The sequence below is a fragment of the Amycolatopsis vastitatis genome, from assembly GCF_002234595.1.
Lineage (GTDB): Bacteria > Actinomycetota > Actinomycetes > Mycobacteriales > Pseudonocardiaceae > Amycolatopsis > Amycolatopsis vastitatis.
Genome location: NZ_NMUL01000009.1, coordinates 51,830 through 75,451, shown reverse-complemented (window position 1 = coordinate 75,451; position 23,622 = coordinate 51,830). Strand labels below are relative to the sequence as shown.

The 23,622-nt window shown below is 74.8% G+C and carries 21 protein-coding genes; 7 read left to right on the top strand and 14 right to left on the bottom strand.

Annotated elements, in window-relative coordinates; translation table 11 throughout:
• Positions 1 to 6 precede the first annotated feature (6 nt).
• The 13 genes from CF165_RS11335 to CF165_RS11275 are packed head-to-tail and all read right to left on the bottom strand — an operon-like array spanning position 7 to position 15,069.
• Positions 7 to 3,123 (bottom strand): WD40 repeat domain-containing protein, encoded by a 3,117-nt coding sequence (locus CF165_RS11335; RefSeq protein WP_093947438.1) that lies wholly within the window; start codon positions 3,121 to 3,123, stop codon positions 7 to 9.
• On the bottom strand, positions 3,120 to 4,676 hold the full coding sequence (locus CF165_RS11330; protein WP_093947437.1) for a DUF8588 domain-containing protein: 1,557 nt from the start codon (positions 4,674 to 4,676) through the stop codon (positions 3,120 to 3,122). The genes CF165_RS11335 and CF165_RS11330 overlap by 4 nt, the downstream gene beginning before the upstream one ends.
• Positions 4,673 to 5,329 carry a soluble NSF attachment family protein gene (locus CF165_RS11325; protein ID WP_093947436.1) on the bottom strand — a complete coding sequence of 219 codons (657 nt, stop codon included), beginning with the start codon at positions 5,327 to 5,329 and terminating at the stop codon, positions 4,673 to 4,675. The genes CF165_RS11330 and CF165_RS11325 overlap by 4 nt, the downstream gene beginning before the upstream one ends.
• Positions 5,326 to 5,595, bottom strand: a complete 270-nt coding sequence (locus CF165_RS11320) for a hypothetical protein (protein WP_093947435.1) — start codon at positions 5,593 to 5,595, stop codon at positions 5,326 to 5,328. Before CF165_RS11320 ends, CF165_RS11325 begins: the two co-directional genes overlap by 4 nt.
• 1 nt (position 5,596) lies before the next feature.
• Entirely contained in the window at positions 5,597 to 6,391 is a 795-nt protein-coding gene (locus CF165_RS51140) for a hypothetical protein (RefSeq protein WP_093947434.1), read from the bottom strand.
• A 7-nt stretch (positions 6,392 to 6,398) separates the two neighbouring features.
• Entirely contained in the window at positions 6,399 to 7,547 is a 1,149-nt protein-coding gene (locus CF165_RS11310) for an AAA family ATPase (protein WP_093947433.1), read from the bottom strand.
• Entirely contained in the window at positions 7,544 to 9,343 is a 1,800-nt protein-coding gene (locus CF165_RS11305; RefSeq protein WP_093947432.1) for an ATP-binding protein, read from the bottom strand. The genes CF165_RS11310 and CF165_RS11305 overlap by 4 nt, the downstream gene beginning before the upstream one ends.
• The gene (locus CF165_RS11300) at positions 9,340 to 10,188 is read right to left on the bottom strand and encodes a hypothetical protein (RefSeq protein ID WP_093947431.1); all 849 of its coding nucleotides are present in this window, start codon (positions 10,186 to 10,188) and stop codon (positions 9,340 to 9,342) included. The genes CF165_RS11305 and CF165_RS11300 overlap by 4 nt, the downstream gene beginning before the upstream one ends.
• Complete coding sequence (locus CF165_RS11295; RefSeq protein ID WP_093947430.1) at positions 10,139 to 11,164, bottom strand: JAB N-terminal domain-containing protein; 1,026 nt, start codon at positions 11,162 to 11,164, stop codon at positions 10,139 to 10,141. Before CF165_RS11295 ends, CF165_RS11300 begins: the two co-directional genes overlap by 50 nt.
• Entirely contained in the window at positions 11,161 to 12,603 is a 1,443-nt protein-coding gene (locus CF165_RS11290; RefSeq protein WP_093947429.1) for an effector-associated domain EAD1-containing protein, read from the bottom strand. Before CF165_RS11290 ends, CF165_RS11295 begins: the two co-directional genes overlap by 4 nt.
• Complete coding sequence (locus CF165_RS11285) at positions 12,600 to 13,604, bottom strand: ThiF family adenylyltransferase (protein ID WP_205660822.1); 1,005 nt, start codon at positions 13,602 to 13,604, stop codon at positions 12,600 to 12,602. Before CF165_RS11285 ends, CF165_RS11290 begins: the two co-directional genes overlap by 4 nt.
• On the bottom strand, positions 13,601 to 14,215 hold the full coding sequence (locus CF165_RS11280) for a hypothetical protein (protein ID WP_093947427.1): 615 nt from the start codon (positions 14,213 to 14,215) through the stop codon (positions 13,601 to 13,603). Before CF165_RS11280 ends, CF165_RS11285 begins: the two co-directional genes overlap by 4 nt.
• Before the next feature lie 11 nt (positions 14,216 to 14,226).
• Positions 14,227 to 15,069: an effector-associated domain EAD1-containing protein gene (locus CF165_RS11275; protein ID WP_093947426.1), complete on the bottom strand. Its 843-nt coding sequence runs from the start codon at positions 15,067 to 15,069 to the stop codon at positions 14,227 to 14,229.
• Positions 15,070 to 15,280: 211 nt separating this feature from the next.
• On the opposite strand from CF165_RS11275, the gene CF165_RS11270 reads away from it, so the two are divergent.
• Genes CF165_RS11270 through CF165_RS51135 form a run of 7 tightly spaced genes read left to right on the top strand, consistent with a single transcriptional unit; the run spans position 15,281 to position 22,575 of the window.
• Positions 15,281 to 16,261, top strand: a complete 981-nt coding sequence (locus CF165_RS11270) for a protein kinase family protein (protein WP_093947425.1) — start codon at positions 15,281 to 15,283, stop codon at positions 16,259 to 16,261.
• Positions 16,258 to 17,340, top strand: a complete 1,083-nt coding sequence (locus tag CF165_RS11265) for a hypothetical protein (RefSeq protein WP_093947424.1) — start codon at positions 16,258 to 16,260, stop codon at positions 17,338 to 17,340. The genes CF165_RS11270 and CF165_RS11265 overlap by 4 nt, the downstream gene beginning before the upstream one ends.
• On the top strand, positions 17,333 to 19,087 hold the full coding sequence (locus CF165_RS11260) for a hypothetical protein (protein ID WP_143268546.1): 1,755 nt from the start codon (positions 17,333 to 17,335) through the stop codon (positions 19,085 to 19,087). Before CF165_RS11265 ends, CF165_RS11260 begins: the two co-directional genes overlap by 8 nt.
• Positions 19,084 to 20,178, top strand: coding sequence for a hypothetical protein (locus tag CF165_RS11255; RefSeq protein WP_093947422.1), 1,095 nt, complete (start codon positions 19,084 to 19,086; stop codon positions 20,176 to 20,178). Before CF165_RS11260 ends, CF165_RS11255 begins: the two co-directional genes overlap by 4 nt.
• Complete coding sequence (locus tag CF165_RS11250; RefSeq protein WP_093947421.1) at positions 20,175 to 20,672, top strand: hypothetical protein; 498 nt, start codon at positions 20,175 to 20,177, stop codon at positions 20,670 to 20,672. Before CF165_RS11255 ends, CF165_RS11250 begins: the two co-directional genes overlap by 4 nt.
• Before the next feature lie 15 nt (positions 20,673 to 20,687).
• Positions 20,688 to 21,005 carry a CATRA system-associated protein gene (locus tag CF165_RS11245; RefSeq protein WP_093947420.1) on the top strand — a complete coding sequence of 106 codons (318 nt, stop codon included), beginning with the start codon at positions 20,688 to 20,690 and terminating at the stop codon, positions 21,003 to 21,005.
• The gene (locus CF165_RS51135) at positions 20,986 to 22,575 is read left to right on the top strand and encodes a CATRA conflict system CASPASE/TPR repeat-associated protein (protein ID WP_158226762.1); all 1,590 of its coding nucleotides are present in this window, start codon (positions 20,986 to 20,988) and stop codon (positions 22,573 to 22,575) included. The genes CF165_RS11245 and CF165_RS51135 overlap by 20 nt, the downstream gene beginning before the upstream one ends.
• 4 nt (positions 22,576 to 22,579) lie before the next feature.
• Here CF165_RS51135 and CF165_RS11235 read toward each other — a convergent pair whose 3' ends face one another.
• Entirely contained in the window at positions 22,580 to 23,548 is a 969-nt protein-coding gene (locus CF165_RS11235) for a hypothetical protein (RefSeq protein WP_093947418.1), read from the bottom strand.
• Between the last annotated feature and the right edge of the window lie 74 nt (positions 23,549 to 23,622).

The following is a 23,622-nucleotide window of genomic DNA, read 5'->3' as shown; positions in this document are numbered from 1 at the left end:
GCCCGGTCACCGCGCCGCGCCCAGCACGGTGGCGACCGCGGTCCGGATCTCGTCCGGACCGGCTCCGCAGACGAGGCTCACCACCCGCGCTCCCGGTACCGCCGGCCCGCTGTGCGGGTACCGCACCCGCACGACCCAGTGGTCCCGGTCCGGCAGCTTCCGGTGCTCGTGCGTGAACACCACGATCCGCGCCGTCCCACCGAGGTCGTCGGGGTGCTCGTCCGCGGCCCGCTCGGCGATCTCCAGTGCGGCCGGGACGTCGCCGGGGCGCAGCGACGATTCCAGCCACAGCAGGCTGAGGTCGGCGGACTCCAGCACCGGCACGGCGAGGGCCGGTTCGCCGAGCGGGACGAGCAGGCACCGCTGCCCACCGCCGAGGACCGCACCGGCCAGGACGTGCGCCGCCGAGCGCAGCGTGGTGCCGACCTGACCACAGGCGGCGGGGGTGTCGTCGAAGACGACGACGGTCGTGCGGGACGTCGGCGGCACGCCGCCGCGGCGGGTGCGGAACAGCAGCTCGCCCCGGCTCGCCCGCAGCCCGAGCAGTTCCGGCACCGCGAGCTGGGTCGGCAGCAACGCGGTGATCGGACCGTGCCGGGCCAGGCCCGCCCGCTCGCCCAGCCCGCCGCCTTCCGCCTGCCGCGCCGCCGCGGTGGACAGCCGCAGCCCGATGAGTTTCCGTTGCGGTGCCGACAAAATCCATCCTCCGCCGCCGCGCAGCCCGCGCAGCTGGGCCGGCAGCAACGGCTCGGCGGCGACGGCGGCCGGGCCCAGCAGGGTGAGGATCGTCAGGACGTCGTCGTCGACGCGGTCGAAGATGGCCGACAGCGCGTCCGCGTCGCCCGCGTCCGGGTCCGCGGGCACCGGTGGCGCGGCGAGCGCTTCGGTGAGCGCGCTCAGCATCGCGGCCGGCCGGATTTCCGGCGGCAGCGGGAAACCCGGGTCCGCGCCGAGATCGCAGACCAGCAGCGTGACCACCCCGATCAGGCCGTCGACCGGCCAGTGCAGCGCCTGCAGCGCCCGGACTCCGGGGTGGCCGGCCAGCCGGGCCAGTGGCGGCGGGGCCTTGCCCGCCAGCAGCGCGAGGACGTCGGCGGGGCGCGACAGCGGCAGCGCCGCGCCCGCCGCGGCGACCGTGACGCCCAGCCGGGCCAGCACGTCGGTGTCGAACGGCGTCCGCGGCGGGGCGTCCGGGTCCCCGGCCAGCAGCCGCCAGTGCCGGACGCACCCGCCGCGGTAGGTGGTCACCAGCTCGCCGGCCACCGGCGACCAGCGGATCGCCCAGACGTGCTCGTTCCGTTCCTGCGGCGGCAGGCTGCGCACGATCCGCCCGGACGCGACGTCGTAGAGCTCCACCGAGCCCGGCGCGGCCGACGGGTACGCCAGCGTGGCCGAGTCCGGCGACCAGGCCAGTGCCGGCGCCCACCCCGGCTCGCCCGGCGCGGACGGCTCGCGCCGCAGCCGCCAGGTTCCGGTGTCCCACAAGAAGAGCTCGGCGTGCTCCCCCACCGACAGCGCCGCCAGCCGCTTACCGTCGGGGGACCACGCGACCGGCCCGAACACCGTGCGCTCGCCCGCGGACGGCGGCCCGGCGACCCGCCGGCGGAGCTCGACGTCCCAGAGCACGACGCGGCCCCGTGACGCGGCCGCGAGCCGCGTGCCGTCGGGCGACCACGCGATCCGGCCGACGCCTTCCGCGGCCGCCAGCCGCACCGGCGGCCGGTCCGTGCCGAGGTCGGCGACGCGGTGGACGTGCACCGCGGCCGGTCTCGGCCCGGGCGCGGTGACCGCGAGCCGGTCCCCGCGCGGCGACCAGGCGGGCGACTGTCCACCTGGGACGGTCGCGGTAACTTCGCCGGTGTCGGTGTCGACGACGAGCACGGTGCCGTCCGGCCCGTCGTTGCGGAACCCCAGTGCCGCCAGGGGTTCCGCGTCGCCGCCCGCCGGTTCGATGTCAAGGGCCCCGCCCGGGCGCGGCAACGGCCGCCGCCACCGCACCGCGCCCCCGGCCTCCGTGCGGATCAGCGCGCCGCCGACGTCCTGGTAGCACCGGCCGTCGCCCCGCGGCGTCCAGCCGAACCCGGGGCCCCACCGGCCCGGCCCGTCGGTGACCAGGGTGCGGACGCGGACGGCGAGCACCGCGGCGCCGCCCGCGCCGTGGTCGCGCCCGACCGAGCGAGCCGCACGCCGCGCCCAGTGCCGGATCGCCGTGCCGTCCCGGTCGGCGGCGGGGGCGTCCTCGGTGTCCGGCAGCCGCCAGCAGGCCACCAGTTCCGCGTTCTCCCGGCCGAGCAGCGCCCCGGTGGCGCCGACGTGCAGGTCGCCGGGCTCGGCCAGCCGCACCGGCAGCGTGCCCGCCTGCCGCAGCTGCCGGTCCACGATCACGACGGCTTCGGTGAACCCGACGAGCAGGTGGGTGCCGGAGCGGCTGAAGGCCAGCGTCACCGGGCGGCCCGGGCGGCCGTCGACGCGCAACAGGTCCAGGCCGCGGCGGCCGCGGACGTCCACGGTGAACACGTCGGCCGCGCCGGCGACGGCCAGCAGGACGCCGTCCGGTGACCAGGCCAGCCCCGTCACGCCGATGATCCCCTGGAACGGCACGCTGTAGAGCAGCGAGCCGGTGCCGAGGCTCCAGAACTGGAGGTTGCGCTCCACCGCGACGCAGAGTTCCGGATCGCGCGGGCCCCACGCCAGCGCCCGCACCCGGCCGCCGACGGGGAGCTGAAGGGTCGTGCCGTCGCCCCGGTCGGTGACGGCGACGGCGCCCGAATGCGTGCCCGTCGCGAGCCGCACCCCGGTGGCGTCGAACGCGACGGCGGTCAGGTCGGTGACGCCGTCCAGGGCCGCCGGTGGCGGCAGCGGCGCCCCGGTTTCCGGGTGGAAGCCGGACAGCCGCCGTCCGGCGAGCACGAACAGCTCCGGCCGCGTCGCCGACCACGCGACCGCGACGTCGTCCTCGCCGGGGACGTCGAGGGGGCTCGACCACACCGGGGCGCCGCTGGGGCTCAGCAGGGTGACGCCGCCGGCGCGCACGACCAGCACCGCGCCGCCGTCCGGGGACAGCGCCGCGCAGCGGGCCGGGCCGGTCCGCGTACGGCCGGTCAGCGTCGCGATCGGCGTCATGACCGCTCACGCGCGATGCGCTCGTAGATCCGGCCCGCCCGGTAGAACTCCCCCGCCTGCTCCAGTTTCGCGGCCGCCGCGCTCAGTTTTCCCGCGTGCTCCAGCCGGTCCGCCGCGCGCAGCAACCCCGCCCGCGCCCCCGGGTCGTCCGCCGGCGCGCCGGTTTCGGGTGCGCGCGCCGGGCCGGTGCGCGCGATGCGGTCCGGCACCGCCTCGTCCAGGCGGCGCAGCAGGGTGCGGCCACGTTCGTCGAGGCCGGCGCGGACCTCCGGCGGCTCGCCGAGCCAGAGCGTCCACGCCGGCACCAGGTGGTCGGTGGAGAACCGGAAGACACCCTCCCGGGTGACGGCGACGACGGTGTCTTCCGCCAGGCCGTAGTGCCGGACCAGTGCGGTGCGGGGCGGCGTCGGCCGCAGGCTGCAGCCCGCTTCGACGTACAGGCCGTCGGAACCGAGCCGGGTGAGCCCGACACCGAAGGGCACCGCCCTGCTCAGCCCGCCGGGCTCGACGAGCAGGCTCCGGCCCGCGCCCGGCATCAGGTGCAGCGCGTCGTCGTGCGGGCCGAACGCCAGGTAGCCGCACAGCGCGCCCAGGTCCGCGTGGTCGATCAGAGTCGCGTGGACCTCCCCGGTGCCGGTCCCGCACGGCACCAGTGCGACGTCGACGCGCAGGGCCGCGTCGAGCCGGGCGGGGTCGAGGACGTCGGACTCGGGCGGCGGGGCGGGCGGAGTGTCCAGGACGAGCGAAGGCGTCGTCGCCCGGCCGAGCTCGGTCACCACCCAGGTCACGCCGTCGGCGATCAGCCAGCGCTCCCCGGGCGGGATCGCGACGGCCAGCTCCGCGGCCGGCAGTTCCAGCACGCTCCGGTAGTCGACGAGCAGCGCCGGGTGCGGCGCGCGGCAGACAGTGGTCCCCGGCTGCCCGGCCAGCAGCCGCAGCAGCGGGCCAGGCAGCCGGGCCGGGCCCGGGGCGCCCAGGTGCAGCAGCACCCCGGCGCGTTCATGGCCGGAGGTGGTGAGCTGGACGGCGGTGAGTGTCACCGGGATCTCCGCGGCGAGGCAGTGCCGGACGAACGCGGCCGCGAGGGTGCCGCCGGTGACGACGTCGGCCTCGGCGGGCACCGCCGGGGTGGCCGTGGTGGCCAGGCCCGCGGCGAGTTCGGCGGGGGCGATCAGGGGCCAGTCGAGTGCGCCGTCGGGGATCCCGTGGACCACTTCGCCGCCGAGGGCGCGCGCGAGCTCGAGCACGGCCTCGGCCGGGTCCTCGGTGAACGCCCACGCGGCGCCGTCACGGGGATCGCGGAGGTACTCGGGCCCGCCCTCGACACCGAACACGGCGAGGAAGTCGAAGGCTCGGGCCGGTGCGGTGAACCGGATCCCGACGCTCTCCCCGCCCGCCGCCGGGGCCACCGGGTAGGCCGGCGGGACCGGGGCGGCCGGCGGCGCCAGCGGGCGGATGTCGAACGACGGCTGCTGGGGCGCGGCCGGGCGCGGCAACGGCAGCGGGAGCCGCGGGTCGGGCTCGCGGCGGCCGTTCCCGAACGGCCATTTCACGCCGCACTCCCCTGTTCCCCGGGCAGTCCGAGCGTGCCGCCCATCGCCTCCTCGGCCCACGCCCGCCAGGCGGGCAGGACGCTGTCGCCGTCGATCCCGTAGGCGGCCGCGAACACGGTGGCCGCGAGGTCGCGCCGGCCGGCCAGGTCGGCGGCGGCGACCGCGCGGTCGCGCAGCTCGGCCCGCCGCGCCGCGGTGTCCGACCGCAGCGCATCGCCGGTGGCCAGCTGCTCGACGACCTGTTCCAGCCGCGCCTCCCCGGCGCCTTCACGGACTTCGGCGAGCGCGAGCGCCAGCTCGTGGCGCGGGCCGCGTTCGCCGGTGCCGTCGAGCAGCCAGCGGGCGTGCCGGAACCGGCGCGTGTGCACCAGCAGCAGCCACGCGGCGGTGACCCCCTCGCCTGCCCGTTCCCAGCAGCCCGCGGCCTCTTCGGCCCGGCCCAGCCGCAGCAGCAGGTCCGCCGCTTCGGCCGGGTGGCGGGCCCGCTCGTAGCACCCGGCGGCGCGGGCCGGGTCGCCCGCCCGGACGTACAGCGGTGCCGCGGCGAGCAGCGTGCCCGCCTCCTCGCGGCAGCGCGCGGCGTCGCCGAAGAGCCCGGCGCGTTCGTAGCAGCTCGCGGCGAGATCGAGGTAGCGGGTCCGGTCGCCGCTCATCCGCCCTCCGTGTGCGTCCGCCGTTCGGGCAGTTCGGCCGGCTCCTCCTCGGGCCGCCGCAGCAGCGGAGTCTCCTCCGCGGGGCCGCTGCCCGGCAGGACTTCGACGACGCGGGGCCGGGGGTCGAGCACCCGGCCCACTTCGGCGGCGATCTCGTCGTGCCGGGCGTCGTGGTCCTCGCCGCGCCGCGTCCCGAGGTCGTCCACCACCATCGGCGTGATCTCCCCGGTGGCGACGTTCAGCCGCATCGTCACCCGTACCCGCACGTCACGCCTCCATCTCGAACTGGATCTCGACGACGTCGCCGGACTCGGTCACCGACAGGTTTTCCGCGTTGTTCTGCCGCGCGTACCGGACGATCGCGGCGCGGTAGCCGGCCGCCATGGTCCGGAACACCGCGTCGAGGGTCTGCCGGTGGATCTCGGCCAGCCGGGCGTCGGCCTCGCCGCGCAGCGCGGCGGTCCGGGTCGCGGCCGCGTCCGCGTACCGGCGCTGCGCGTCCGCCTCCGCCTCGGCCTGGACGCGGCCGGCGTCGGACCGCATGGCCTCCTGGGCGCGTTCCCGGCCGGCGCGGGTGAGCGTTTCCCGTTCCCGCAGGGCATTCGCCTCGGCGGCGGCATCGGCGGCCTGCCGGGCTTCGCGCTCGGCCACCGCACGGGTCCGGCCCGCGAAGCCGTCGCTGTAGTAGGTGGCCTCGCCCTCGGCGGTGACTTCGGCGTCCACCGCACCGGTCACGACGCGTTCGGCGCGCCCTTCCGTCCGCAGCTGCTCGGTCAGCCGCACCACGATCTCGATGCGCTCGGCCGCCGGGTCGAAGGTCACCTGCCCGCCGGGGACGGCGAGCCGGTACACGCCGTCCGCGAGGACCCACTGGTCGTCTTCCCGCACCGCTTCGACGAACGCGGTCAGTGCCGCCGGCGCCAGCATCGTCGCAAGTGGACACTCGAGCCGGGCCTCCCCCGCGACCGTGCCGCTCGCTTCGGCGGTGCGGGCGATCTCGGCCCGCCACTGCTCGGAAATCGTCCTGGTCGCGCGCACCTGGACGCGCCGTGGGTTGCACATCTCCGCCTCAGCCCCGTCCGTTCAGCCGCTGGGTGACCCCGGCGATGAGCCGGCGCACCTCGTCGATGGTTTCGTGCTCCCCCGGGTGATGCCGGTGCAGCACCTGGAGAACATCGTTGTTGAGCGAGTACAGCGTGCTCAAGATCGAGTTGTCGCCCGCCGCCGCGTCGAGCCGCCCGACGCGCTGGCGGGCCAGCTCGACCAGGCTCAGCGCCGACCGCACCTTCGGCTCGGCGACGACTTCGCTGCCGAGCCGCTCGTCGAGGACCTCGGCGAGGACCCGTGCGTCCTCGCTGCCGGCCCACAGGTACCGCAGCGGCCAGAGGTCCGGGACGTCGGCGACCTCGGCCAGCCGCAGCAGCGCGGCGCCCGCGATCAGCTTCTGCCCGCGCACGATCCGCCGGTCCGACAGCACGACCCCCTGCGCGGCGAGCTCCGCGACGATCTCGCCGTACGGCCCGCGGACCCGGCCGAGCTCGACGTGCCGCAGCTGCGGGGTGAGCTGCTCGAGCTCGGCGATCCGGAGCACGGCCTGCTCCGCCCGGTGCTGCCCGGCGAGCGCCTCCTGCTCCTGGGTCCAGCCGCGGTCCAGCAGCTCCGGCAGCCGCAGCCGCGCGACCGGCTCCACCCGCAGCCGCAGCAGGAACCGGTCGGCGAACGCGGCGAGCGCGGGATCGTCGGGCAGTTCGGCGGCCGCGCCGAACAGGCTGACCAGCGGGGTCGTCTCGGTCGCCGAGCCGTTGTCGAACCGCCGTTCGTTGAGCACGGTGAGCAGCGTGTTGAGGATGGCACTGCTGCCGTGGAAGACCTCGTCGAGGAACACCACGTTCGCCTCGGGCAGCATCCCGCTGGTGCGCACGTGGTACTCGCCGTCGCGGAAGCGCTGGAAGTCCAGCGGCCCGAAGATCTCCGCGGGCTCGGTGAACCGCGTCAGCAGGTAGCGGAAGTGGCGGGCGTCGATCAGCTCGGCGAACCGGGTGATCAGCTCGGTCTTGGCGGTGCCCGGCGGCCCGAGCAGCAGCAGGTGCTCGCGGCACACGGCGGCCAGCAGGAGCAGCCGGACCGCTTCGGTGCGGGCGACGAACCGCGCCTCGAGGGTCTGCCGGATCGCGTCGAGCCGGTGGACGAGCTTCTCGGTGGCTTCCGGCCAGCTCATGCTTCCCGCCGTTCCGCGGCCAGCCGCTGCCGCCGTGCCGTCAGGTGCTGCCCGACGAGCTCGCCGAGCTGGTAGGCGTCCGCGGGCCGGTTCTCGAACTTCTCCCCGACGTAGGCGTCGCGGAACAGGGCGCGGATCTGGTCGCCGTTCCAGCCGTCGGTCGCGTGCGTGAGTGCTTCGAGGACGCCGTCGACGGAGATCCGGTACCGGCGCGCGTGCACCTGGATGATGCCGCGGCGGGCCTGGGGGTCCGGGAGCCCGATGTGGAACCCCACGAACCGGGCCGGCCGCAGCAGGGCCGGGTCGATCAGCGACAGCCGGTTGGTCGTGCCGACCACCAGCAGCTGGACGTCCGGGCGGAAGCCGTCCATCTCGGTGAGGATCTGCGCGACCATCGCGTTGCCGGCCCGGCTGCCGCCGTCGTCGCCGCCGGTGCGCCGCGCGGCGATCGAGTCGATCTCGTCGAACACGATCACCGACGGCGCGTTGCGGCGGCCCTCCGCGAACAGCTCGCGGATCCGGCGTTCCCCTTCGCCGACGTACTTGTTGGTGACCTCCGGGCCGGAGACGATCTGGATGGTGGCGTTGAACTTGTTGGCGATCGCCTTGGCGAACAACGTCTTCCCGGTGCCCGGCTCGCCGTGGAAGATGAACCCGCGCGGGGTCAGCTCGCCGCGCAGGTGCTCGTCCTCCTGCGGGAGCGTGCGGCTGCGGTCCATCGTGTCCAGCGTCCGGGCCAGCGCCTCCTTCACTTCCTCGTAGCCGCCGATGTCCTCCCACTGGACGTCGGGGATCTCGAAGTTCGACGACTGCTGGGCCTTGAAGGTGCGGATGGTGTCGCGCAGGTCGTTGACGGTCGCGTCGACGCGGCCTTCGTAGCGCTGCAACGCATAGCGCAGCGCGTGCCGCAGCCGCACCGGGTTCAGCCCGGCGAGGAACTTGTACATGTCGGTGTCGTCGAGCCCGGCGAAGTGCGCGGCCTCGTCGCGGGTGATCAGCGCCTTCTGGATCGGCAGCGGCTCGCCGGTGCCCGGGATCGGCACCTGGCGCGGGGTGCCCTCCAGCGCGAGCCGGGTGCTGAACCGCGCGGCCAGCACCTCCGGCAGCGGCAGCGACGGGTCGACGAACCCGAGCAGCACGACGTCGCTGGCGCCGTAGAGCAGTTCGATGAGCTCGCGGGCCTCGTTCGGCAGGGCCGTGTCCTGGCCGCCGCCGAGCAGGTCGAGGTGCGGGACGACGAGCACCTGGCCGTCCTTCAGCTCGCGCAGGATGCCGCGCAGCTGGTTGAGCAGCCGCTGCCGCAAGCTCTGCTGCGCACCGCCGCCCATGCCGAGCGCCCCCGGTGCGGTGTCGCCGTCGGTGTCCTCGGGGCCGCCCGCTTCGAGCACCCGCGGCTCGCGCCCCGCCTGGAGCACGACGTGCTCGGCCAGGTACGGGACGACGATCTTGTCGCACACCACGAGCACGGACTGCCCGGCGCGCAGCAGCGACGCGGCATCGGCGACTTCGGCACCGTAGGCGAGCCGGGTCGCCACCTCCTCGCTGAGCGTCTCCGGGTGCTCCCGGGTCCGCGGCTCGGCGAGCGGGGTGCCTTCCGGAGGTGGTGCGGCGAGGACGAACTCGAAGTCGAAGTCCCCGATCGGCAGCCCCGCCCAGGCGTCGGGCACCGGGTCGAGCGGGCGGCACGGCGAGTCCCGCAGCGCCTCGCCCAGCGGCTTGTCCCGGGCCGTGCCGAAGAACTCGATCCGGTCCCCGGGACGGCGGATCTCCAGTCGCAGCCGGATTCCCGTGCTCATGACCGCCTCCCTTCGAACGCTTCGCGGACCACCGCGGCCAGCCGGGCCCGGCGGCGCGCGAAGTCGATTCCCGCCGGATAGCCGACGAGTCCCGGCCGGGCCCGCAGCAGCGGCCGGTGCGAGCGCTCCAGCGCGGCCAACGGCCGCCACCACGCCGCCGTCGCCTCGGCCAGCTCGCCGTTGTCCCGGGCCGCCTCGGCGAGCCGCTCGCGGTGTTCCGCGCCGTGGAACCGCAGCGCCTTCTCGTAGACGTCGAGCACGAACGCCCGGTCCACGAGCCGGAACCCGTCGAGCAGATCGCCGCGCCAGCGGGCCTGGACCGCGTCGGCCGGGACCCCGGCGAGCGCCACCGCGGCGAGCGTCCGCCCGTCCGCGTGGCCGAGCAGGCGTTCCAGCTCCTCTTCCGCCGCGGGTTCGCCGGCGCCCGACGGCGTGCCGAACAAGCCCGTCAGCGGCGAGGCGTCGAGCACGGCCGCCCGCAGCGGGCCGGTCAGCTGCGCCACCGCCGGGGCCACCACGCCGTGCCGCGCCAGCCGGTCGAACGCCGAGCCCGCGCGCGGCACCGCCGCCGCCACGGCGAGGGCCTCGCGCGGCCGCGTCCGCGCGCCGATCACCGCCGCCAGCAGCACCGGTCCCGGCCCCACCGGGCCGCGGTCGCCCAGCGGCGGGGACGGCAGCCGGAGCCGGGCCGCCGTCACCGCGGCCAGCCGCGCGGCCGCCGCGGTGACGTCCCGGCCCGGATCGGCCAGCCCCGCGGCCCCGGTCAGGTCACCCCGCGGCAGGGGCGCCGACGGCTCACTCGCGCTCCAGCCGAGTACCCGCGCCGCGGTATCGGTCGCCGTCATCGCACACCCATAGCTTGCATTCCTTCATCGCGTCCGCCACACGGCCGTAGCAGCGCAGGACGCGTTCGTCGTCGGTCAGGTTGAGCAGCCCGGCGACCTGCCAGGGCCGCCGGAAGGTGGAGAAGTGCGTGTCGACGTCCACATCGGACAGACCCATCCGGCGCGTCGCGGAGAACAGGTGCGTGTGGTACCAGCCGGCCAGCACCTCGTCCTTCCCGCGCTCGGCCAGCAGGCGGTTCACCGCGCTGAACGAGTCGCTGGTGAAGGTGAAGTGCCCGCTGCCCGCCCCGGATCCCTCGGCCGGGGTGACGTCGGTGATCTCGACGAGGTAGCGCGGCACGTCCCCGCCGACGGTCCGGATCCGGCCGAGGAAGAAGCCGCCTTCCTCGACCTGGCGCGACAGCGGCAGGTCGGCGACCAGCATCCGCCGCGCCCGGGCCGGCAGCAGCACGTTGATCGTGCTCAGCTCCTTCGGGTCGAGGCCCAGCTCCGCCGGGTCGACGGTCTCCATGCCCGGTTCGTCGAGCCTGCTCACGCTGAACGGCAGCGACCGCGCGGTGTCGAGGTCGACGTCGACCGCGCCCTCGACCTTCGGCGGCCGCCGCTGCTCGCCCGAGCCGTCGAGCACCGGGTGGCTGATCCGGAACGCCCAGCTGTCCTCGTCCGGGTCGATCCGCCCGACCAGCCGCTGGATCACCGGGCCGAACAGCTCGGCGACCGAACCCCGGGTCCGCGCCACCATCTTGTTGCCCCGCAGCATCACGACGTCGACCTCGGTCACCGTCGGCAGCAGGTTGACCAGCCGCGAGCCGTCGGCCACCGCCTCCGCCTCCCGGTGGAACACGAGCGCGAACCGGATCTTCGGGTCGGTCGTGTCCACGTGCCTGCTCAGCAGCTCCCGCAGGATCGGGTCCATCGACAGCCTGCCGAAGTAGGTCTGGTTCGATCCCTTGTAGAGCACGATCTCCGCGGTCATTCGCCGGCTCCCCACGGTTCGACCCAGAGCGGGACCGGCCGGCGGGCCGCGCCGCCGGGGTCGTCGTCCGGCGGCGGCAACGGGATGCCGCCGATGGCCAGGATCCGCTCCTGCCCGCGCTCGGACCGGGCCCAGGTGGCCGCGGGGACGTTGACGTACCCTTCGGTCTCTTCCCACTGCCCCAGCGTCCGGGCTTCGTAGTTGCGGTAGCCCGCCATGTCCACGAGCAGCTGGCACAGCACGGCGAAGTCGAGGTCCGGGCGGTAGGCGTCCATCAGCGGGCCGAGGCACACCGCGCCCTTGGGCACCTCGTACCGGCGGACCGGGACGATGTTGGGGTGGAAGACCTCCGACCGCCACTGCACGGCGGGCGCCCTTCTCGGGAACTCCCGGGTGAGCATGATCCGCAGCTCGTGGCGGTCGATCACGACCGGCTCCGCCCCGGCCTCCGGCGGCGGGGCGAACCCCGGCGAGCGGATCTCGATCTCGAACACCGTCGGCAGGTCGGGGTCGTCGGTCGCGGTGACCGTGAACTCGTCGTGCCGCTGGGCGAACAGGTCGATCTGCGCGCGGGCCCGGTCGAACCACTCCATCGTCCGGTCGACACCGCCGCCCGCCGTCGCCCGGGCCCCGACCCGCATGGACGCGCCGTCGGTGACGCCGTTCTCGTGCAGGCTGCGGTTCGGGTCGAGCCGGTGCGGCGTGCCGTCTTCGTCGACCAGGTCGACGGTGGTCTCCATGAACTGGCCGCGCCGGTTGCGCACGGCTTCGTCGTCGTAGTGGTTGAGCACCGCGAACGGGATGTCCCGCACCGGGGTGCTGGCCGGCACCCCGCGCAGCTCGTACGGCGCGCCGTCGGGGCCGTAGACCACCAGGCTGGCCAGCAGGTACGGCCGGAACCCGTAGCTGGCGTAGCTGACGTCGGCGCTGATCTGCCGGGCGGCCAGCTCGTCCTCGATCCGGGCGGCCACTTCGCCCGCGCTCGCGCCCGGGTCCTGGATCCGGACCGCGGAGATCTGGCGGGTGGCGTAGAGCAGCTCCGCGTCGGGGTCGGCGACCGACCGCACCACGTCGAGGAACTCCGCGTGCTGGGTGGTGTTGATCGCGAGGATCGCGAAGCAGTCGCCGTCCTGCTCCACCGGCGGCTCGGCCGGCCGGCCCGGCGGGGCGTCCTGTGCCTCGTCGACGGCGGCCTGTTTCGCCGCCAGCTCCTGGAGCACCGCGTGCCCGGGATACCACTCGGCGGCGGCGACCACGATCGTCGGGATGCCGTCGGCCAGGATGCCCAGCTCCAGTTCCGAGACGACCTCCGCCCAGAACTGCCGCGCGCTGCCGAACGGCTGGAGCCGGTCGACGGGGTAGCCCATCTCGGTCAGGAAGGAGCGGGCGCCCTGCTCGTCCCGGAAGCACTGCGCCAGTGCCGCCGCCAGTTCTTTCATCGGTTTCCTTCTCCTTCGGCGGCCAGCTCCAGATAACGCGTCCGGGCCGGGTCACCCGGGACGACGACGGGGATCAGCTCCCGCGGGGCGACCCGCAGGCTCGCGAGGGTGGCGTCCGGCGCGGCGTCCCGCAGCCGGATCGTGGTGGGCGGGGGCGTGCCGAACGGGTTCCAGCTCAGCGCGATCTCGTCGGCCGCCACCAGGGCGAGCAGCTCGCCGACCCGGTCGACGGCGGCGACCGGGGTGCGGGTGACCGACTCCGGCTCGATCCGCTCGTGCAGCGGGCAGTCCGGGTCCCGCTCGGCCGCCAGCCGGTACGCCGTGCCGGGCACCGGCTCGACCCGGGTGATCGCGGCGGGTTCGGTCAGTCCGAAAAGGACTCTCAACGCCGTGGTCGTGAGCCAGGCCGCGGTCAGCGCGGACACCGGGGCCGACGCGCCGTGGCTCGCCACCGCCACCGGCCGCGCGCAGCTCCACGGGTCGTCCGCGGTCTCCCGCTCGGCCGGGGTGAGGCCGCAGCCGAAGCAGGCGCCGCCCGGGACGTAGTGGCGGACCTCGCCGCCCCACGGGTGCGTGCCCGCGTCCAGCAGCCCGGCGCCGACGAGGGCGCACCGCCGGGTCAGGCTCACCCGCGCCGCGATGCTGTCCAAGCAGCTCAGCACGAGGTCGGCGGACCGCAGTTCGGCGAGGCCGACGCCGGCCGACAGCTCGGCGTGCCGGGCCTCGGCGCGGACGCCGGGCACGAGCGCGGTCAGCGCCGCCGCGGCGGCCTCGGCCTTGGGCCTGCCGACGTCGGCGGGCGTGAACAGCGCGCCCCGGCTCAGGTTCGACTCGTCGACGTCGTCGGGGTCGCACAGCACGAGCCTGCCGACACCGGCCTGGGCCAGCAGCCGCGCGGTCTCCGTGCCGAGCGCGCCGACGCCGACCACCACGGCCGTCGCCCCGGTGAGCGCGTCCTGGTGCCAGCCGGGGATCTCCGCGTGCCGGCGGTAGCGCGTCACGGCTTCCTCTTGCGGTAGCTCATCGGGCAGTGCTCGAGGGGACGGCCGGTCAGCCATTCGTCGAAGCAGCTGACGCCGCGGGCCCGGTCGTTGTGCACCGCCAGCCGGCAGCGGGGTTTCTCCGGGTCGCAGGGGCAGAACACGATGACCTCCAGTGGCCGCAGGGAATGCCCGCAGCCGGCGCACTTCACGCGGTGCACGAGCTTGGCCACCTGCGGCGAGTCCGCCTTCAGCCGGACGCCGCCCTTGAGCGGGTTGCTCGCGTCGACGGCGGCGAAGAACCGCGCGGCCAGTTCCGGGTCGTCCGTGCCGCCTTCGACGGTTTCGCCGTGGCACGGCAGTTCCCGGCTCGCGTGCACGACCCGGGCCGGCTTCCCGGCGACCGCGTGGTCAACCCACACCCGCTCGCCGATGCGGAAGGTGTGCCGGCACACCGGGCAGACCCGGCTGCCCCCTTCGGCCACCCAGAACGACGCGGCCGTGGTGACCGCCGGGCCGTCGGCGCCGCTGTTCGTCCGGTCCATGCCGTGCTCGCGGCCGCGGTGGAACAGCTCGTCCGGGGTGAGGCCCGCCAGGTCTTCGCGCGGTTCGGTCACATGCTGTTCGGTCACACGCTGTTCGGTCACACGGCCCGCCCGGAGCTGAAGCACATCTTGCCGGTGTCGCACCGCGAAAGCCGCATCTGGGCCAGGCCCGCCCGGTAGGCGAGGCCGGGCTCCTCACCGCCGGCGAGCCCGGTGTAGAAGCCTTCGGTGAACGCGATCGCGCAGCGGTCGCCGAGGGGCACCGTCGAGCCGGTGACGGCTTCCGCGCGGCCGGCCAGGACGTCGGCGTAGGCCCCGGTGTAGCAGGAGTTCAGCACGACGCACAGCAGCGGCGGAACCACGTCGAGCACCTCGGCCAGCACCTGCGCGGACACCGGGCGGGCGAAGCCGCGGTCGTCCTCGAAGACCAGTTCGCCCTCGGGGGTGCCGTGGCCGGCGAAGTGCAGGACGTCGGGCTTGGCGCGCAGCAGCCCGGGCACGATGTCGCGGGTCCGGGTGGCCGGCAGCACGGTCGTCTCGAGCCGCGGGCTCGTGCGCGCGATCTCCTGGAGAACGCGGTGTTCGACTTCCAGCCGAATTCGCGACGTATCGGCGGGCGAAGCGAGCAAACAGAGGACACGAAGTGTGGAGGTGGCCCCGCCACGCCCGCGCAATGCTTTCAGTTCCGCGCTCGCCGGATACCAGCCCATGGCCGCGTCCAGCAGTTTTTCCAGAGTCGTCGGATGCCGTCCGTCGGCGATTTCCCGACAGACCGTGCGCCAGTACTCGGCCGGGGATGACGGCGCCATCGGCGGCACGGCCCCGATCCTGACACCGGCGTCCTCCAGCAGCCCATTGGCCTTCGACTGGTCGGGGAAGAGGCGGCCGAGCAAGGAGAAAGCGTCTTCCCGCCGCAGCTCGTCGTAGGTCAGGCCGACCACTCCCCGTCCCGAATCGGCGCGCACGAGAACGCGAAAACGGTCATTGACGTGGTGTCCAATCGGTCGTCGGAGGATGCTCGTTACAACTGACGGACAGGACTACCGGAACGTTAGGAAACACTCGTCCGTTCGGAGACTACCGCTGAGTAGGGATCGTCGAGTGCGGTATTCCGACCTACGGTGCGCGAGTCACGATTCAAGAGGGGCCTGGATGACCGAACGCCTCCAGCTGATCATCGCCGGGCACATCGGCCGGGGTTACCAACCATATGACGTCGAGTTCGAGGGGCACCGCGTGCTGGGCACGCTCGCGTGCGCGCGCCGCGCCCACGACCGGCTCAACGAGCCGATCGTCGTCAAGGAGGCCCTCGACCGCGCCGGGGCCGGCGAGGCGCTGCGGCGCGAGATCACGATGCTCGACCGGCTCACCGGCCGGCTGACCGACACCCGCTACCCCGCGCAGCTGACCCGGCTCGTCGGGCACAACCCCGACCACGCGCCGCCGTTCCTGGTCGCCACTTGCCGCGGGGAACCGCTGCGCCGCTGGGAAAGCGAGCTGCCCTGGGACCCGGCGCGGACCGGCCCGGTCGTCGACGACCTGCTGCGCATCCTGCGCTACCTGGCGATGACCCGGATCGTGCACGGCCGCATCGGCTTCGACACACTCCGCTGGGACGGCAAGGGCCTGCAGCTCACCGACTTCGAGCACGCCACGCTGGCCGGCGGTACCCGGCCGGCGTGCTCCTGCTGCCCGCCGCGGCCGGCCACGCCCGCCCACCCGGCCGACGACGTCACCGCCGCGGGGCTGGTGGTCTACCGGCTCTACACCGGGGAGACCGTGGCCGGGCCCGCCGAGGCCGCGGAGCGGCTGGACCTGCAGGACACGCCGCTGCGGGTGCTGCTCGAGAACGTCTTCTCCCCCGACCCGCGCAAGGTGCCGGAAGCTCGCGAGCTGCTGCGCCGCCGCCGGCTGCCCGACCCGGTGACGCGCCCCGGTTCCGCGTCGCCGATGCCGGAGCGGGAAGCCGAGGCGCGGCGCGACTTCGAGCGGCTCCGGCACGAGCAGCGCGCGTTCCGGCAGAGCATGCCCCGGCAGCCCGACGCCGCGCCGCCGTCGTCGTTCCGGGCGCTGCTGACCGGGTTGCTGCTCGTGGCCGCCCTGGTCGTCGTGGTCGTGGTGGCGGCCCTGTGATCGGGCGCCGTCGCTTCACCCGGGTGGAGTGCCCGATCTGCCTGCACCGGCTCGACTGGACGCGGACCAGGGTGGTCGTCCTGGACGACGCCGGTGACGCGGCGCCGTTCCTCCCCCGGCCCGGGGAAAGCGCGGAGGCCCGGCGGATGCGGCTCACCGCCGCCTACCGCGTCTGCACCGGTGACGGCACCACGCACTACCTGCCCTACGACTACGGCGAGTACGACGACCGCATCGTGGTCGGGGTGATCGGCGCGAGCGCCGCGGGCAAGAGCCACCTCCTCGCCGCCATGATCGGGCGGCTGCTGGCCGGGTCCGCGCAGCTGAAGCGGCTCGGCCTCCGGATCGACCCGCTGGACCTGCGCGTCCACAACCAGTACATGCGGGATGTCGTGCAGCCGTTCATGGCGGGCCGGGAGCTGCGGCCCACGCGGCGGGAGCAGATCGAGTTCACCGACGCGTTCCGCGTGACCAACGACCTGACCGGCCGCCGCTGCGCGCTGACCTTCTTCGACGTCGCCGGCGAGGTCCTGGAGGACGTCGACCCCGGTGTCTCGTTCATCGGCGCGGTGAACGCGCTGCTGTTCGTCATCGACCCCGAGGCCGTGCCCCGGCTGGTCCGCCCGGACGCCGCCGCCACCCGGGACAACGCCTTCGACGTCTCCCTCGGCAAGCTGCAGCGGATCCGCAACCCGCGGCACCGGCCGTTCCTGCCGATGCCGTCGGCGTCGGTCGTGGTCAAGGCCGACCGGCTGCGGTTCCGGTCCGAGCTGGTGCGCCGCTGGCTGGACCACGACGGCGACGAGGAGTTCGACCTGAGCACGCTCGAAGCCGAAAGCCGGGACGTCTACGCGTACCTCTCCGCCCGCGGCGCGGCGGGCTGGCTCGCCCCGGCCGAGCAGTGCCTGGACTCGACGCTGCACTTCGCGTCGGCGACCGGCACCCAGGCCGAGGACGGGCACTTCCCGCCGTTGACCTTCCGCCAGCGGCGGGTGCTCAAGCCGCTGCTGGCCCTGCTCGCCATGAAGGGCGTGGCCGGCCCCGCCGAGGCCGGAGTGGACGGTGGCCGGGATGACTGAACAGCTGACGCGGCACGGGACGGTCGACCAGATCGTCTACCGGTGGTCCCCGCGGTCGCTGACCGGCAAGCGCGGGGTGGGGCCGGTGGCGACGTCACTGGACGCCGACGCGCTGCGGGTCTGGGACGGACGCCTCGGCAAGCTCGTCTGGGCCACCGGCGACGACGAGGAAACCCGCCCCGAGCAAGGGTTCGTCTTCTTCGCCGCGGGCGAGCAGTACGGCCTGCTGCGGAAGATCCCGGTGGCCGACGACGAAGGCCGGGCCGGGTCGACGCTCGCGCACGTGCTGATCTGCCGCGCGCTGACGACTCCGGAGGCGCTCGGCCTGACGTACTGGGAAGACTGGACCGGGGACGCGGCGGAGCTGCCCGAGGACGGCGTGCTGCCGGCGCTCGACGGCCCGGAACTGGGCCGCTGGGCCGAATACGGGCTGTACCAGCTCCGCGAGCGCGTCGCCCAGCTGCCCCCGGAGGCGCTCACCCGCCTGCTCGGCGCGGTGCTCGAGAACCCCGTCGACGACCTCACCGTGACCGCGGCCGGCGCGGCGCCGCTGGAGCTGGTGTGCGCCCTCGCCGACATCCTCGGCGAGGCGCCGGGGCGGCCGTGGACCTTCGCCACGCACGAGTCCGCGGACACCGCGGCGGACCTGCCCCGCGTGGTCTTCCTGGCCGGCAACCAGTTCTCGACGCGCGGTTCGGCGCGCCGACGGGTCCGGCTGGACACTGCGGCAGTCGCCCCCGCCGCGGCGAGCCCGGTGGTCGCGGCGATCGTGACGCGGTACCTGCGTTCCGGGGTCGACGGCGTCGCGCGGCTGCGGCCGCCGGAACCGTTGTCGGGCCCCAAAAGCGTCGCCGCGTGGGCGAAGGGCATCCAGTACGCGCCGGGGGTGCTCGCCGACGCGGCGGACCTGCTCCGGCGCATGATCGACGGCGGCCTCACCGAAACCGAGCTGCAGGTGGTCGTCTCCGGCCGGATCGACGAGCACCTGGTCGCCGCGGTCGGCAGGCTGCCGGACAGCACCCTGGTGCGCGCGGCGGGCACGCACGCGGGGACGAAGACGGCGCAGGACCTGGCCCGCCGCGCGGTCCACGAGCTCGCCGTCCGGGTCGCCACCGGCAGGCTCGCCCCGGAAACCCGGCTGGACGAGACCGGCCTCGTCTTCGACGAGCGGCTGATCGTCAGCGTGCTCGGGCAGGAGGGCCTGCTGCCGACCGGCACCGCGGGCCTCGCCGGGTTCCTGCGCGCCGTCGGCCGGTTCGGCGGGCTCAGCCACGGCGGCAAGCTCGCCCTCACCCACGGCGTCGAGGAGATCCCGGCGGCGAACCTGCTGCACTGGCTGGACCGCACCGACGACATCGACCCCGCGATCGCCACGCACGTCCTGGCCGTGCTCACCGAGCGCAAGCAGAGCTCCCGCGACCGGCGGGACGCCCTCGACGTGTTCCTGAACCGGCACGGGCTGGTGCAGGCGGTGACCCGGCTCGCCCCGGTCGACCAGGAACCGGCCGTCCGCCACTTCGCCGCGCTGGTGGAGATCGCGCTGGGCAAGTCGGCCACGCGGGCCCGGACGATGGCGGAGGTGCTGGAGCGCCTGGGTCCCGAGCCGGCCCCGGCCCTGCTGCGCGCGCTCTGGCGCGCCGCCAGCCGCGGCCGGGCGCGGCGCCTCGTCGAGCAGCGCATCGCCACCCTGTACTTCCGGAGCAACGACGTCGCCGGTCCGCCCGCGGCGGGCAGGAGGACCTGGTGACCACAGCCATCCCGAGCCGCGAGCACGTCGCCGAGCGGATGGCGGCGCTCGCCGACCGCGCCGCACCCGGCCCCGGCCAGGACGCGCTGGTGCACCTGTCCCAGGTGCTGGCGTCGAGACCCGCCGACCTCGCCGGCGTCGACCTGGTCCGGGCGTACCCGCCCGAGGTGCTGATCCCCGACCACCGCCGCGAAACCCCGCGGTGGCAGCGCGTGCTGCGGGGCACCGAGATCTTCCGCGACGTGCTCGTCTTCGTCCCCGTCGCGGTGACCTGGTGGCAGCTGCGTTCGGCGCTCGAGGCCTACCAGACGGCGGGCGGCGGCGACTCGTTCCTCCTCGGCTGGCAGCGCGGGTTCGGCGGCGCCGTCACGCCGCTCGGCGAGTCGGCGCGGGTCGTGGCGCTCGCGGTGTTCTTCGTGATCGCCTTGACGCTCGGCGTCCACGCCGCGCACCGCGTCCCGGCGACGCTGTCGCGGGAGGGCGAACGCGAGGAGCTCGGCGGGCTGCTGGCCATGGCCACCCTGCTGACCTCCGCCGGTTCGGCCGGGCCACCGGTGACCGCGAGGGACATGTCCCGGCTGGCACCCCGGCTCGGCACGGCGAGCACCGCGCTCGCGTCGGCGCTGGAGAAGACGACCCGGCAGATCACCGAAGCGGTCGACGGCGGGCCCGGCAGCCGCCTGCACGAAGCGATCGGCGAGTGGACGGCGACCGCGCGGGAGCTGCGGCGCACCACCGAAGCACTGGCCACGCCGGCGGAAGCCGTCAAAACGCTCGAGGAGCTGCAGAAGGGCATGCACGCCGACAGCCGGAACCTGCAGGAGCGCATCGGCGTCCTGGTGGGACAGCTGGACGCCGCGACGCAGAAGTCGGAGGCCGAAGCCCAGAGCCACCGGGAAATCGCGCAGGAGGTGGCGCGCTCGGCCGAACGGCTCGGCGAGACGCTCGAGGTGTTCCGGGAGCGCACCGAGTCGCTCAGCGAGCTCGTCGAACGGCTGCGGTACGCGCTGGACCGCCTGGACAGCCCGCCCGCCCTCTACGACGGCGGGATGCACCTGGACAACGCCGGGCCGCCGGGTGAGCACCGGTGACCGCCCGCCGGGACCCGATGCGGCTGGCCCTGCTGGCCGGCTGGCTGCTGGCCGACCTGTTCCTGGTGCTGTTCCTCGTCGGCCTGAGCACGATGCCCGCCGCCGCGCCGCTGCCGTCCAGCCCGCCGCCGAAGCCGACGCCCACCACCACGCCCGCGACCCCGACGACCCCGCCGAAGGCGCCGCCGGTGCTGCGGCCCGACCCGGTCGAGTTCACCGTCTCCGCCGACCTCGCGCACCTGGACGGCGACCGGGTGCGCCGCGACGTCGAGGCGGTGCTCGCCGGCACCGGCCCGCAGCCGCGGGTGGGGGTCGTCCTGGTGTTCGCGGCGGGCCCGCAGAACGCCATCGGCGTCGCGACCGGCCGCGCGAACTCGGTGATCGACCTGCTGCGCGCCGGTTCCGCGCCGTTCCAGCGGGCGACCGGCAAGGGGTACTGGAAGGCGGGTTCGCGCGCGGACTCGCTCGACTTCGTCGTGTTCCTCTACGCGTGAAGCGAGGTGTTCGGAGTGACCGTCCTCGACCCGGCCACCACCGCCGACGCGCTCGACGTGCTCAGCGACGTTCCATTGTGGACACTGACGCCGTCCCAATGGGACACGGTGACGCGCGACCTCGGCGCGCTCGCCGAAGCGGTGCAGCACAAGGAAGCCGCCTCGGCGCGTGCGGTGGTCGACCGGCTGCTGCTCGCCGAGCCCTCACGGGTGACGCCCATCGGCGCGGAGCCCGCCGTGCCGGCGCCCCCGCCGGTGCGCGAGCGGATCGCGCTGCTGGTGCACACCCTGCTCGGCGACGGAGGTGACCGCCGTGCCACCGGAACTCGTTGAGCCGGAGCTCGTCGTCCACGCGTTCGCGCCGCTCACCGGGCCGTCGGTGGCGGCCGCCTACGACCAGCTCGGCCGCATCTGGACCCGCTGCCGGTCCCTGCTCGGCACCACCGAGCCGCTGCCGGTGCCCGGGCTGCCGACCGGCCTGCCGGAACGGCCGCCGAAGCCGGGCAACGCGGAGAACGCCGTGGCGGGGCAGGAAAACACCGACGGCGACCGGCAGGCCATCGTGCGCCGGGTGCAGGACGTGCTGGTCTTCTCGCTGGTGTTCACCGGGCCGTCGGCCGGCTGGCACGGGGCATGCCGCCGGTGGGCCGCGCTGTCCGCCGGATCGACCGGCGACCTGCTCGGCATCTGCCTGCTCCACCAAGCCAAACACCGCGACGAAGACGCGTCACCCGGCGAACTCGCGACCGCGCTCGAGGGCTGGGTGGAATGCCCCGGACCGGGTGAGCTGCGGCCCGGCGGCTTCACCGTCTGGGACCTCTCCCCGCCCTTCGACGCGCCGATCGAGCAGCGGCTGGTCGTGCTCGCCCCGGCCGGACTCGACGCCGAACTGAGCGCCTGGACGTGGAGCCGCGGCGACGTCGTGCTGCCGCCCCTGCCGCGCTACCTCGCCCAGGTCGCGAAGATCCGGTACCAGAGCCGGGTCTGGCAGGCCGGCCACGACCGCGTCGAAGAGCTGCGGATCCGGCTCGACGAGGCCGTCGAGGCGCTCGGCGCCGACCCCGGGCGGCCCACCGGCCTCGACGAGCTCGCGCGCGACCGGGCGCAGGCGGCGATCGCGGCCACGCGGCTGCGGGACATGGCGCGCACGGTGGAGATCTGCGCGGCCAACCTGACCACCGTCCTCGGCTCGCCGCTGGCCGCGGACCTCCGCCGGACCACGTGGCTGGCCGACCGTCTCGCCGATTCTGCGTCCTATCTGGACAATGCGCTGCGCCGGGCCGAGCAGGTCGTGGCCGCGGTCCCGGCGGCGACCGGTTCCCCGGCGCCGGCGCGGCGGGCCGGGACGCTGACCGTCCGGCTCGGGTACGCGCTCGACATCGTCGGGTTCAGCAAGCGCCCCGCGCCCCGCCGCGAAGCCCTGCAGCGGCGCTTGGCCGCCCTGTCCGAAGAGGTCCTCGCCGACCTGGGCGTCCCGCCCGGCGAAACCGACCACCAGGGCACCGGCGACGGGCTGATCGTCTTCCTGCCCGACGGCTGCCCGGTGCACGAGGCGCTGCCGCGGCTGCTGAACTCGTGGCACACGCGGCTGGCGGCCGACAACGCCCGGCACGCCGAACGGCTCCGGCTGCGGCTGGCCGTCGCGATCGGCCCGTTCGGCCTCGCCGCGCTCGGCTTCCGCGGCCAGACGGTCATCGAGGTCAACCGGCTGCTGGACAGCGAGCCCCTGCGGCGGACCCTGGCCGAGCGCGACGACCTCGGCGTCGCCGCCCTCGTGTCCGACCAGCTCTACGGCTACGTCGTCGGCGACGGCTACCCCGGGCTGGACCCGGCGCAGTTCCGCCGCCACGACGTGACGGTGAAGTCCTTCTCCGCCCAGGCCTGGCTCTGGACCGCGGACTGAGGGTTCACGAAGCCAGCCACCGCAGGCCGTAGGCGTAGCCCAGCTGCGGGCCCACGAAGTCCTGGGCGACTTCGCAGGCGCCGTCCAGCGGCAGCGTCGTGCCGGGCTGGGCCGGGTCGGCGAGCACCGAGTGCGGCACCCGGTCCAGCCGCCACACCGCCCGCGGCAGCCGGTGCGGGTGGAAGCGGACCCGGACCGTGAACGACTCGCACGTCACCAGCGGCACGAACGCGTACGACGTCCGGATCGGCCTGCCGTCGCGGATGCGGAACACCAGGGAGTAGGTGTGGCTGTCGCCGCGCGAAAGGGGCCGCGGCAGGTCGAGCAGCCAGTGGAAGTGCCGCTGGCCCTCCCGTTCCGGGGCGCCGATCCGGACGCCGTGCTGGGCGTCCGCGACCACGTCCCGTTCGCCTTCCCCGCCGTCCCCGCCGTCTTCGGTGCGGGGCACGGTGAACCGGGCGGAGATCCGGTTCAGGCCGTCGCGGGTCGCGACGATCTCCCGCTCTTCGATCAGCTCCGGTTCGTCGGTGTCCAGCCGCACGAGGGCCTTGAGCCGTTTGACGAACCAGCCCTTGTCCGGGTCCGGCACCGCCTCGGCGGACTGCGTGCCCGCCTCGATCTCGGCGGCGAGCCGGGCGAACGCCCGGTCGATCCGCCGCCGCGCCGTACGTTCCGAAACGTTCAGCCGGTGCGCGAGGACGCCGACCCGGTCGCTGAGCCGGGCGTACCGCGCGTCGGGGGTGCTGGCCAGCGCGACGTTGACCGCCAGGCGGTCGTCGGCCGGGAAGTCCGCCATCGCGGCCTCGATCGCTTCCCGCAGGATCCGTCTCACTTCGCGGTCGCTGGTCGTCCGGTGCAGCTCGCACCAGCCGGAGACCAGCGGCCCCAGCCGGCCGCGCAGCTTTTCGGTTTCCAGCCCCCAGCCCCGCCGCAACGTGGTCAGTTCCCGGATCAGTCCGTCGTCGTGTGCCATGGGATTTCGATTGTGACACGCGAACTTCCGGGCGATCGGCGGAAGCTGCTGGGCCGATCAGGTGATTCCCGGGT

Bases quoted from the DNA above. Each gene is read 5' to 3' on its own strand.
- CF165_RS11335 (WP_093947438.1), bottom strand. From the start codon at position 3,123: ATGACGCCGATCGCGACGCTGACCGGCCGTACGCGGACCGGCCCGGCC.
- CF165_RS11325 (WP_093947436.1), bottom strand. From the start codon at position 5,329: ATGAGCGGCGACCGGACCCGCTACCTCGATCTCGCCGCGAGCTGCTAC.
- CF165_RS51140 (WP_093947434.1), bottom strand. From the start codon at position 6,391: ATGTGCAACCCACGGCGCGTCCAGGTGCGCGCGACCAGGACGATTTCC.
- CF165_RS11310 (WP_093947433.1), bottom strand. From the start codon at position 7,547: ATGAGCTGGCCGGAAGCCACCGAGAAGCTCGTCCACCGGCTCGACGCG.
- CF165_RS11305 (WP_093947432.1), bottom strand. From the start codon at position 9,343: ATGAGCACGGGAATCCGGCTGCGACTGGAGATCCGCCGTCCCGGGGAC.
- CF165_RS11300 (WP_093947431.1), bottom strand. From the start codon at position 10,188: ATGACGGCGACCGATACCGCGGCGCGGGTACTCGGCTGGAGCGCGAGT.
- CF165_RS11295 (WP_093947430.1), bottom strand. From the start codon at position 11,164: ATGACCGCGGAGATCGTGCTCTACAAGGGATCGAACCAGACCTACTTC.
- CF165_RS11290 (WP_093947429.1), bottom strand. From the start codon at position 12,603: ATGAAAGAACTGGCGGCGGCACTGGCGCAGTGCTTCCGGGACGAGCAG.
- CF165_RS11270 (WP_093947425.1), top strand. From the start codon at position 15,281: ATGACCGAACGCCTCCAGCTGATCATCGCCGGGCACATCGGCCGGGGT.
- CF165_RS11260 (WP_143268546.1), top strand. From the start codon at position 17,333: ATGACTGAACAGCTGACGCGGCACGGGACGGTCGACCAGATCGTCTAC.
- CF165_RS11235 (WP_093947418.1), bottom strand. From the start codon at position 23,548: ATGGCACACGACGACGGACTGATCCGGGAACTGACCACGTTGCGGCGG.